The following is a 9,581-nucleotide window of genomic DNA, read 5'->3' as shown; positions in this document are numbered from 1 at the left end:
GGACGGTGGCGGCGCCGATGCCCCGCGCGGCACCGGTGACGATGGCGACCGGGGCGGGGGCCACTACATGCCCCGGGTGAAGTTGTCGGGGACGATGACGTCGTCGGGGGTGAGGTCGTGGACGGAAGCGTGGCCGAGTCCGTAGAGCGCGGAGTCGATGCCCTGGCGGATGACTTCGAGGACGTTGTGGACGCCGCGGTCGCCGGCGGCGGCCATACCCCACAGGTAGGGGCGTCCGATCATGACCGCGTTCGCGCCGAGGGCGAGCGCCTTCGCGACGTCGCTGCCGCGGCGTACGCCGCCGTCGAGCAGGATCTCGACCTGTCCGCCGACGGCCTGGACCACGCTGGGCAGCATGCGGATCGCGGCGGGGGTGGTATCGAGGTTGTTGCCGCCGTGGTTGGACACGGAGATCGCGGTGGCGCCGATATCGACGGCTCGTTTAGCGTCGTCGGGTCGGCCGATGCCCTTGATGAGGAACGGCCCGTCCCATTGCTGCCGCAGCCAGGCCAGGTCGTCCCAGGTGACCGGTGGGGTGCCCATCCATTCGCCGTAGGCGCCGAAGAACGTCGGGCCCTGCTGCCCGCGCGGGACGAGGTTGGGGGTGGTGAGGTCGGGGAGTTTTCCGGTGCGGGCGAAGCGCCACAGCCAGCCGGGTTTGGTGACGACCTGGGGCGCGAAGCGTACGGCGGTTTTGAGGTCGACGCGTTCGGGGAGCGCGGGGCTGCCCCAGTCGCGGGCGGTGGCGAAGACCCAGTCGAGGGTGACGATGATCCCTTTGGCGCCGGCTTCTCGGGCGCGGTCGAGGCGGGCGACCATATCGTCTTTGCTTCCGAGCCAATAGATTTGGAAGAAGGTCTTGTCGTTGGCGGCGATGACCTCCTCGATCGGCTTGGACCCGAACGACGACAAGCCGAGTGCTGTACCCGACATCGCGGCTCCACGCGCCACGCCGACCTCACCGGCCGGGTCGACCGCCTGGACACCGGTGGGGGAGCAGATCACCGGCATCGAGATGTCTTGCCCGAGAACGGTGGTGCTCAGGTCGCGGGTGGCGGGTAGGTCGGCGATGTGGGGGCGCAGGCCGAGTTCGGTGAAGGCGGCGGCGTTGTCGTCGAGGGTAGCGCCGGCTTCGGAACCGGCCAGCAGGGCCAGGTAGACGGGTTTGGGGACGCGCTTTTTCGCGCGTCGCTGTGCTTCGGCGACCGATTCGAACCAGTCACGGGTGCTTGCCATGAGAATCCTTGTGCTGCGGTCGAAGTCCATGCGGTGAGCCGCATCGTGGGGGCCTATGCCGAGCCGACAGTGGCGGGACGGATGGGCGGTCCGGGGGCGTCGAGGATGGTTGGTGGTTGTGTCAGGTGAGTCCGGCCAGGGGGCTGGTGTCGCACGCCCGGTCGGGTGCGGTGGTCCTGGCGCGGGTCGGTATGCCGAGGGCGACCGACCGGCGCGCGGGCGCACTGCGGGAGTGGTTCTTATCCGGTTGGGGTTTCGTGCCGACTCCGGCGAGGGCGAGTTCGGCGTTGCCCTTCACGCATTCGGGGTCGGGGCCGTCGAGGGGGAGTCCGGTGAAGAATTTGGCGGCCATGCATCCGCCTTGGCAGGTGTCGTAGGCCGAGCACGAGGTGCACGCGCCGCCGGTTTGTGGTTGCCGCAGTCGTGCGAACAGATCCGATGTGCGCCAGACTTTTTCGAATCCGCCGGTGTCGCGGACGTTGCCGGCGAGGAATTCGTCGTGGATGGCGAACGGGCAGGCGTAGACGTCGCCGACCGGATCGACCAGGCACACCACCCGCCCCGCGCCGCACAGGTTCAGCCCGGCGATAGGAGTGGAGCCCAGTGCATTGAGGTGGAAGAACGAGTCTCCGGTGAGGACGCCTTCGCCGTGGGCGACGAGCCAGTCGTAGATCTGCAACTGCTGGCCGGTGGTCGGATGCAGTTCGTTCCACACATCGGCGCCGCGTCCGGAGGGGCGTAGCCGGGTGATGCGCAGCTGGGCGCCGAATCGGTCGGCGATGGCCTTGAACTCGTCGAGCTGATCCACGTTGTGGCGAGTCATCACGACCGAGATCTTGAAGTTCTCGAACCCGGCGTCGGCCAGATTCTGCATGGCCCGCATCGCGGTATCGAAGGATCCCGGCCCGCGCACGGCGTCGTTGACCTCGGCGGTCGCGCCGTCGATGGAGATCTGCACATCCACGTAGTCGGTGGCCGCGAGCTGGCGGGCCCGTTCGGGGGTGAGTCGAATCCCGTTGGTGGAGAACTTGACTCCGACGTGGTGGGCGACCGCGTAGTCGAGCAGTTCCCAGAAGTCGCTGCGGACGGTGGGTTCGCCGCCGCCGATGTTGACGTAGAAGACCTGCATGCGTTCGAGGTCGTCGATGAACGCCTTGCATTCGGCGGTCGACAGCTCGCGCGGGTCGCGGCGGCCCGAGGACGACAGGCAGTGCTCACAGGCCAGGTTGCAGGCGTAGGTGAGTTCCCAGGTCAGGCAGATCGGGGCGTCGAGGCCGTGTTTGAAATGTTCGACCAGTTTCATCGGTGATCCTGTTCGTCGGCACCGGCGGGGCGCGGGACTATGGTGCCCGCCTGCAGCAGGCCGGCGAGCGCCTTCACATAGCTGGGACGTTCGGTCTCGGCCACCCCCGCGGCCGCCAGGGCGGCGGCCGCGTCGGGCTGCTCGGCCAGTCCTTGCACGACCGCCACCAGCTGCTTGGTCTTCAGAAACGACAGCCGCCGCGTGGTGAAGTCGTAGACCAGCGCTCCGAACGGCTCGGGCCGCAGTGAGATCGAGGGCGCGAGCCGGTAGGAGCCGGCCGGATCGAAGCCGTCAGTAGACACCGCACATGCCATCGATCGAGACATCCTCGACGAGCAGGTCGTCTTCGACGAGCGCGTCTTCGGCGGGGACTACTGTCTGGCTGGTGATGGGTTCGTTCATGACCGCTCCTAGGGGATGGGATCGGGGTAACGGGTGTGAGGCACAGCATAATGTCACCGAGTGACAAAATGGAAGGGGTGGCCGCGGAAAAACCTGTCGCACCGCGTGTCAGGGCGGGTCGCAAGCCCTCGACCAGCGCGGACGAGTTGGAACGGGTCGCCTTCGAGTTGTTCGAGCAGCGCGGATTCGACGACACCACCGTCGAGGACATCGCGGCCGCCGTCGGTGTCAGTAAGCGGACCTTCTTCCGTTACTTCGAATCGAAGAACGACGTGGTGTGGGGCAATTTCAGCGACCAGCTGCAGGCGATGCGCGATCTGTTCGACCGGTGTCCGCCCGAACAGCCGGTCGCCGACGCGGTCCGCAGTGTGGTGGTGGAGTTCAACCGCTTCGACCCGGCTCAGGTGCCCTGGCATCGCAAGCGCATGGAGTTGATCCTGAAAGTGCCCGCGCTGCAGGCGCATTCGACGCTGCGCTATCAGGAATGGCGCAACGTGGTCGCCGAGTTCGTGGCGGCCCGGCTGGCCCAGAGCCCGCGCGACCTGATCCCGCAGGCCGCCGGATACTGCGCCCTCGGTGTGGCCGTGGCCAGTTACGAACACTGGCTCGATCACCCCGAAGAGGAGCTGACCGAGACCCTGGACCGCGCCATGCGCAGCTGGAACGCCGGCTTCGGCACCGGAATGTCAGGCAAGTGACGCTACCCACAGAGGGTGCCTGATTGCCAGTGATTCTGCGACGTCCTGTCGACGTTCTGTAGATCCGTATGGATCGGGGATGCCGAGTGATTTTGATCGTCTGTGCTGTATCGAAAAGCCTGCTGAACTGCGGATTCGTTGTTCGTCGAAACGGAGAGAACGGGCTGTTTGACGAAGTAGCGCAGTCTATTTGCGTATCGACCGCATCTGGAAGGACTGGCGAGCTACCGCGACCTCGACTACTGAAGGTCGAGCCGTCCGACTCCTAGGGTTGGTCGAGGTCTTGGTCTTCGTTAGCGGATCAGGAGGGGAGCGAGGGCCCACGTGCCGAAGGCGTGGCTGATGGTGAGGGCGATCTGGTCGGGCGCGGCGCCGTCTTCGAGATAGGTCTGGAGATTGATCAGGTTATCGGCGGAGTGCACGTGAGCGAAGTCCGCGACGTTATCGGCATAACAGAGGTTATGGTCGAGGCCGGCCGACAAGGTCATGAATCGCAGCGCTTCGGTGTTGATGTTATTGGTGATGACCTGCCGGATCTGGTCGCGGTCGACGTTCGTACGTAGTAACACGTCATCGATAAGGCCGAGCAGGGTGCGGCGGGTGAGCGCAGCGATGGCATCGGGGTTGGTGGCGGCGCGGATGAGCTGGTTGGTGGCGGTGGCGGTGGTGAGGATTTCGATGCGGGCGGGTTCGGTGGTGACGAGGCAGGATGCGGCGCCGTCGCTGACGACGGAGTTGACTTGGCGGAGCAGGCGTTGCTCGGGTGTGGTGCAGGCGTCGCTGGTTACCAGCAGGACGGTGCGGGCTTCGCCCGAGGCGACGAGGGTGCGGGCGAGATGCAGGGCAGTGCCGAAGTTGGCGCATTCGGCGGCCGAGACCCCGATCGGGGTGGCACGGGCGAGGCCGAAACGCTCGCTCAGCTGCAGGAGCTCGGTGTTTTCGATCTGGCCGAACCCGATGGTGGAGGAGGCGAGCATCAAGATGTCGATCCCGGACGCCGGCATCCGCGATTGCTCGAGTGTTCCGGCGATGCAGGCTGCGGCCATGTTGATGGGTGAGTCGCGAGCGTGACGGTAGGTGGCGAGTCCGACCTCGTGCAGGGCGTCGACCAGTCCTGGCTCGGCGGAGATGGGTTCTATTGTTGTGATCGGTCGGGGGTCGCCGGTGATGTGGGCGATTCCGGTCATGAAAACGCGCATGTGTTCCGCCTCGGAAACTGTTGTGGCACAGGCTGTTACTTGCAGCCCGCGTTGGCGTTGCTGATGGCGTAGGCGACGAGGATGGCGTGTGGGTTGTGGAACTCGCTGATCTGCAGCGAGATTGCGGCCGTGTCGGTAGATCCGTTGTGCCGCAGGAGGATCGGTTTGCCGGGCTGGCGGCCGTAGCTGACGGTGGTGGGGAGTGTGGTCCAGAGTTCGGCGAACTGGGGGTTGGGGGCCAGGGTGTTCAGCAGGGCGCGAGCATGATGACTGTCGCGGTAGGGGCCGATGGCCGCGCGAAGCGCGGCGACCACGTGAGGTGCTTCGTCGTGCCAGTCGACGACCAGGTCGCGTGCTCGGGGCTGGAAGAACCACAGGGCGATGTTGTTGCCGGCCCGGCGAAGGCCGGGCAGTGCGTCATGTAGGCGGTCGCTGGCGGCGAGAACGGTCGACAGGGGAGTGGTGTAGGCGCAGAGGATGCGCGCGGAATCCAGATGGGCGAGATGGGCGTTGACTTCCGGTGTCGAGATCTGGCGCCGTAGCTCGTCGTCGGCCGGAAGCCGCCGGGGCGGGTTCCACAAGTCGTAGGTGTGGCGACGTTGAGCGGGATCGAGGTCGTAGCCTTGCACGATGCTGGCCAGGGTGTCGATGCTGGGGACGGACCGGCCGTGTTCGATCTTGAACAGGTAGGCCGTGCTGATCCGGGCGCGAGCGGCGGCGATCTCGCGTGACCAGCCTCGCTCTTGGCGTAGCTGATCCAACCAGATGTGCAGGTTCGGCATGTCCACCTGTGCGGCTGCGCGGGCGCGTCGGGTACGTCTGGGGGGGTGCCTGCCGTCTGTGTGGCCGCGTACTCGGTTCACCCGCCTGTCTCCGTCTCTCCCCGACGCCGGCTCGACCGGATCTGAAATATGAATATTCATAGAGTTCGCGCGTATTCGACAGTGACCGATCACTGGCGTTTCAACGCCGCTCGTTGGTGTCGGTGCGGTGGCGAGCGCTGAATTCTGCCCATGACATGGGCGGTTCTTTGGCGGTGAGTAATTCGGCGCGGTCGCGGAGCATGCATTCGGTGCGCAGCTGCACGGCGAATTGCCGAACAAATGCCGCCAATTCGAGGTCGTCGGCGGTCTCGGCGTAGGTCTGGATGAGGTTCGCGGCGTCGCTGACCTGCGACGCGACCCGGTAGCCGCGGTCGAGGTCGGATGACAACAACTCCCGGCGCTCTGGACTCATCATTCAATTCCCTCCCGCATTGCGCCGTGGGCGCTTTCTAACCAAATGTGTTGCACGACGGCATGCCTCGACGATGTGGCAGCCGAAACGCATATACCCCGTTGTATTCATGACCGGAGTCACACCGGATTGTGTGGTTGCGGCCTGTATGCGCTTGCGATCTAGCCCTAGCATTGTGGGCACAGTGCAGGGGGTCAACGGTTGCAGCGGCCACAACTTGTGGCCGGTTGCTGCACACGATCGACGGGGAGGTAAGACCGTGACGGTACCGGCGAGGTTCGGAAACCTGGGAGCATTCGTCGAAAAGCGCAGGAAGCAGCTGGATTTGGATCGAGCCGAGCTGGGCCGGCGGGTCGGGCTGGCAGCGGGAACGATCAAGGCGATAGAGCGCGATGAGCGTCGGCTCGTCGACGACAACCTCCGAAAAGTGCTGGGAGCGCTCGAAATTCAGGAGAACAACGTCCGGCTTCTGGTGTCGGCGAAGGAGGGGCGGCTTCGGTCCGACGACAGTGCGCCCTGTGACCTGGAGCTTCGCGCTATCGAGGCGATCACAGTGCCGGTGTTCATCCTCAACACCGTCATGGGTCGCGTCGTGGCCGCCAACCAGGCGTGTGAGTCGCTGATGCATCTGCACGCAGGGGTGAGCATCTACGAGTGGCTGGTCGCCGACCCGTGGACGCGGCAGCTGCTCGGGCAGGGCTGGCGGACGATCGCGCACGGCCTGATCTGGGGTGCCGCGCCGCTGATCGAGTGCGTGATGCCCGAATGCGAACGGGAGCGTCTGCTCGAGGTCTGCGACCGGGTGCCGGAATGGGAAGCGTTGTGGACCACACGCCCCGCCAACGCTGACTTGATCTACGGCGCGCGCATGACCAACCCGGACACGGGAGACACCCACGACTACTCGTTCACCGCGGCCGAGCTGCGGTTTCCGCCCCGGGTCGGGTGGTGGCAGGGACAGCTCACCCCCGCGGAGCCAGAGTTGGCGGTGAGTACATGAACGTGGCCCGGGAGGGAACAGGCGGATGCCTGGCGGCCTTCCCTCCGGGCCACGCCCGCCCATGACGCACACACCAGCACGGGGCTCTGGGGCGGCGCCGACGGCGACGCCGCGGCTGCTGCGCGGGCGACAACGTAGGCCGTTGCGGTGGCGTCGCGGCGGTAGCGGTGTGTTCGATGGCGGCGGCGATATCGGCGGCGGTGAGAAACCATGTTCGCCCGGCCCGGTGTCCCGGCAGCGCGCCGGCTTTCAGCTGCCGCAAATACCATGCTTCGGACTTGTGCAGAGCGCGAGCGCCGACAGAGACCGGGTAGGTCGGCTCGTGCGGGGCCGCCACTGCATTCGCGGCGTCCTCAAAATCCGTGGTGTCTGGGGGCTCATCAGTCGGCACACCGGCACCTTCCTCATGCTATGAAACAGGCTGCGTCCCAACGCTATCCGCGCTCTGATGCCGGCCAGTGTGGGATCGATACGCCAAGAACAAGCGAACCCCGGGTTCCTCGACAAGCTCGGTGACCTGCACGGTTACCAGGTCATCCCGGTCGCCCCAGCGGCGCGGAGACGGGCCCACGTCGTAGGCGACCTCGACACCGCTACGCCACAGCCCAGCGAATCGGGCACTGCCGGCGAGTCGTCGAAGAAACCGGGCTCCCTCCGGCGCATCGCGGAAGCGGCCCAATGCCGCACGCAGAGTCGCCACGAAGAACTGGGCGTCCTCCTCGGGGCCCTGGCGACACGATTTGTCAGCCGAGGAGAAGCGCCAGATGGCGAGGTTGTTCTCGGCTTGGTCCAGGCCGGGAAACAGCCTCTGGAACTGCTGGTTGGCTGCCACGACATTCCACAGGGGATCGCAGAAGCCACAGGCAATCGCCCGGGCGTCCCATGTCGCCAACTCCCCTCGGCGACCAGGAGTCGCTATACGCTCACGCAGCTCGTCCAATGGAGCCAGGACTGCGGCGGGTTCCCACAAGTCGATGGTGTGGCGACGCTGGGTGGGTGAGAGTTCGTAACCGGTGATGATCTTGTCGAGTGTGTCCCGGCGCGGAGTCGCCGAACCAACCTCGACCGACTTGAGATAGGTGGCACTGACGTGTGTGTACTGGCCGGCCAGCTCGCGGGTCAGGTCGCGGTGTTCGCGCATCACCCGTAGCCAGGGCCCGAGTTTCGGAATTCCAACCGGCACATCGCCAGCCAAACGGGGCACATCCGGTGGCTGTCGAGCGGCAGGTGAATCGGGTGTGGTGGTCATGAAACCCCCTCTAACGCAGACACTTTCGTGTCAACGAATATAGGAAATGGTGAAAAGCTGTCTCCCCCGAGCGCTTTCGTTCATACCAGAATCCCCCGATGGCGGCAACGAATAACCAGCGGTCTCACCGGCGAAGAGGCGCGCTCGAGCTCGATCCGCGGCGGTGTTCACGACGTGGTGTTCACCAATCGGTGAGGTGCGGGAAAAATTTCGAGGGATACTGGGAGTATCAATTTTCGCCGCTGTCGCAGGTAAATCCACCTCTTTGTGGGGATGGCGCGAGTATATATAAAAACTCCATCCCTTCAACGCCTGGTGAATCACAATTTTCCGCGTTTTGATGGTAGGGCAACTGCTCCTGCTCCGAAGGGAAATTGATTGTGGATCCGATGGTCGTTCTTTCCTGGATCGATACCGGCTCTGCGGCAGTCTCGAACGGACTGACGATCGCCGCCCAGGTGCTCTCGCTCGTCCTCCCGTTCCTCTGAGCTGCTAAAACACCGGATCAGCGCCCCGGTCCAGTCGGCATTGACGACGACGGGGCGCTGATCCCCGAAACGCCACACCATTCATTCCTTCCTTTTCCTCCCTCCGTTCGAAGGGTTTATTCGGCATGCCGAAAACAGGATTCAGAAACGCCAAGAGAAGAACCGCGACACCCTACAAAGGGTCGGATCGGTCACAGACAGAGAAGTCCCGACCGGCGTCGCTCATGGCTGCCGGTGCTGTCCCGCTGTTGATCGCACTCGCGTGCGCCGGCCCGGCGGGTGCATCTACGGCTTCGATCGCTGACCAGCCAGGCGTTACCAGCCCTTCCCAGCCCGGCACCGCGACACCGCCGCCCCCACCTGTACCGCCGCCGCCTGCGCCGGAACCTCAACCGGAACCGGCACCCGAGCCTCAGCCGGTGTATGTCGAGCAGCCACCCGAGGTCCGCAACGGGTCCACCCCGCGCCCCGAACCCGCCGACGACCCGGCCCCGCCGGTGCAGGTGCAAGACCTGCATCTGCCCGAGCCGGTGGCGCCCGTTGCGCCGATTCAGCCGCCGGACAACACGATTCGTATCGGTCAATGGCAGGCCCCGGCACCGGATTGGCTTCCACCCCAGGCACGTGACTGCATCAACAACACCGCAGCCGGGGCGGAAGCGCAGGTCGCCACGGCCCTGGATTCGATCGGCATCCCGGCAGGGCGCTCGGACCGGGTCAGCGGCGCAACCCTGGCCGGCGCCGGGATCGGCGGCGCGGCAGGAGCGGTC

The 9,581-nt window shown here is 65.5% G+C and carries 10 protein-coding genes and 1 pseudogene; 3 read left to right on the top strand and 8 right to left on the bottom strand.

Annotated features, from left to right (window positions below; all coding sequences use genetic code 11):
* Nucleotides 1-63 precede the first annotated feature (63 nt).
* The 4 genes from mftD to mftA all read right to left on the bottom strand — a co-directional run bounded on the left by mftD (nt 64) and on the right by mftA (nt 2,941).
* Nucleotides 64-1,236: a pre-mycofactocin synthase MftD gene (mftD, locus tag NN2_RS35005; protein ID WP_063019499.1), complete on the bottom strand. Its 1,173-nt coding sequence runs from the start codon at nt 1,234-1,236 to the stop codon at nt 64-66.
* A 121-nt stretch (nt 1,237-1,357) separates the two neighbouring features.
* Nucleotides 1,358-2,539, bottom strand: a complete 1,182-nt coding sequence (gene mftC / locus NN2_RS35000) for a mycofactocin radical SAM maturase (protein ID WP_063019497.1) — start codon at nt 2,537-2,539, stop codon at nt 1,358-1,360.
* Complete coding sequence (mftB, locus tag NN2_RS34995; RefSeq protein WP_233429834.1) at nt 2,536-2,841, bottom strand: mycofactocin biosynthesis chaperone MftB; 306 nt, start codon at nt 2,839-2,841, stop codon at nt 2,536-2,538. Before mftB ends, mftC begins: the two co-directional genes overlap by 4 nt.
* Nucleotides 2,831-2,941 (bottom strand): mycofactocin precursor MftA, encoded by a 111-nt coding sequence (gene mftA / locus NN2_RS36785; RefSeq protein WP_081879272.1) that lies wholly within the window; start codon nt 2,939-2,941, stop codon nt 2,831-2,833. The genes mftB and mftA overlap by 11 nt, the downstream gene beginning before the upstream one ends.
* Before the next feature lie 77 nt (nt 2,942-3,018).
* On the opposite strand from mftA, the gene mftR reads away from it, so the two are divergent.
* Nucleotides 3,019-3,639: a mycofactocin system transcriptional regulator MftR gene (gene mftR, locus NN2_RS34990; protein WP_245658980.1), complete on the top strand. Its 621-nt coding sequence runs from the start codon at nt 3,019-3,021 to the stop codon at nt 3,637-3,639.
* A gap of 293 nt (nt 3,640-3,932) precedes the next feature.
* Here mftR and NN2_RS34985 read toward each other — a convergent pair whose 3' ends face one another.
* The 3 genes from NN2_RS34985 to NN2_RS34975 form a co-directional block, all read right to left on the bottom strand.
* Complete coding sequence (locus NN2_RS34985) at nt 3,933-4,838, bottom strand: hypothetical protein (protein WP_063019491.1); 906 nt, start codon at nt 4,836-4,838, stop codon at nt 3,933-3,935.
* Nucleotides 4,839-4,873: 35 nt separating this feature from the next.
* Complete coding sequence (locus NN2_RS34980; protein WP_169812489.1) at nt 4,874-5,620, bottom strand: helix-turn-helix domain-containing protein; 747 nt, start codon at nt 5,618-5,620, stop codon at nt 4,874-4,876.
* A 181-nt stretch (nt 5,621-5,801) separates the two neighbouring features.
* Nucleotides 5,802-6,077 carry a hypothetical protein gene (locus tag NN2_RS34975; protein WP_146098726.1) on the bottom strand — a complete coding sequence of 92 codons (276 nt, stop codon included), beginning with the start codon at nt 6,075-6,077 and terminating at the stop codon, nt 5,802-5,804.
* A gap of 70 nt (nt 6,078-6,147) precedes the next feature.
* Between NN2_RS34975 and NN2_RS34970 the strand changes: the two genes are divergently transcribed.
* Nucleotides 6,148-7,074: a helix-turn-helix domain-containing protein gene (locus tag NN2_RS34970; RefSeq protein WP_369689977.1), complete on the top strand. Its 927-nt coding sequence runs from the start codon at nt 6,148-6,150 to the stop codon at nt 7,072-7,074.
* A gap of 409 nt (nt 7,075-7,483) precedes the next feature.
* Here NN2_RS34970 and NN2_RS34965 read toward each other — a convergent pair whose 3' ends face one another.
* Nucleotides 7,484-8,323 carry an MmyB family transcriptional regulator gene (locus tag NN2_RS34965; RefSeq protein ID WP_082857475.1) on the bottom strand — a complete coding sequence of 280 codons (840 nt, stop codon included), beginning with the start codon at nt 8,321-8,323 and terminating at the stop codon, nt 7,484-7,486.
* A 907-nt stretch (nt 8,324-9,230) separates the two neighbouring features.
* Here NN2_RS34965 and NN2_RS34960 point away from each other — a divergent pair.
* Nucleotides 9,231-9,581: pseudogene (locus tag NN2_RS34960) on the top strand (hypothetical protein); the annotation flags it as partial.

Source organism: Nocardia nova NBRC 15556 (genome assembly GCF_001613005.1).
GTDB lineage: Bacteria > Actinomycetota > Actinomycetes > Mycobacteriales > Mycobacteriaceae > Nocardia > Nocardia nova.
The sequence above is the reverse complement of the archived record's forward strand: the minus strand, read 5'-3'. Positions and strand labels throughout refer to the sequence as shown.

Bases quoted from the DNA above. Each gene is read 5' to 3' on its own strand.
- mftD (WP_063019499.1), bottom strand. From the start codon at position 1,236: ATGGCAAGCACCCGTGACTGGTTCGAATCGGTCGCCGAAGCACAGCGA.
- mftC (WP_063019497.1), bottom strand. From the start codon at position 2,539: ATGAAACTGGTCGAACATTTCAAACACGGCCTCGACGCCCCGATCTGC.
- NN2_RS34965 (WP_082857475.1), bottom strand. From the start codon at position 8,323: ATGACCACCACACCCGATTCACCTGCCGCTCGACAGCCACCGGATGTG.
- NN2_RS34970 (WP_369689977.1), top strand. From the start codon at position 6,148: ATGTGGCAGCCGAAACGCATATACCCCGTTGTATTCATGACCGGAGTC.
- NN2_RS34985 (WP_063019491.1), bottom strand. From the start codon at position 4,838: ATGCGCGTTTTCATGACCGGAATCGCCCACATCACCGGCGACCCCCGA.
- NN2_RS34975 (WP_146098726.1), bottom strand. From the start codon at position 6,077: ATGATGAGTCCAGAGCGCCGGGAGTTGTTGTCATCCGACCTCGACCGC.
- NN2_RS34980 (WP_169812489.1), bottom strand. From the start codon at position 5,620: ATGCCGAACCTGCACATCTGGTTGGATCAGCTACGCCAAGAGCGAGGC.
- mftA (WP_081879272.1), bottom strand. From the start codon at position 2,941: ATGAACGAACCCATCACCAGCCAGACAGTAGTCCCCGCCGAAGACGCG.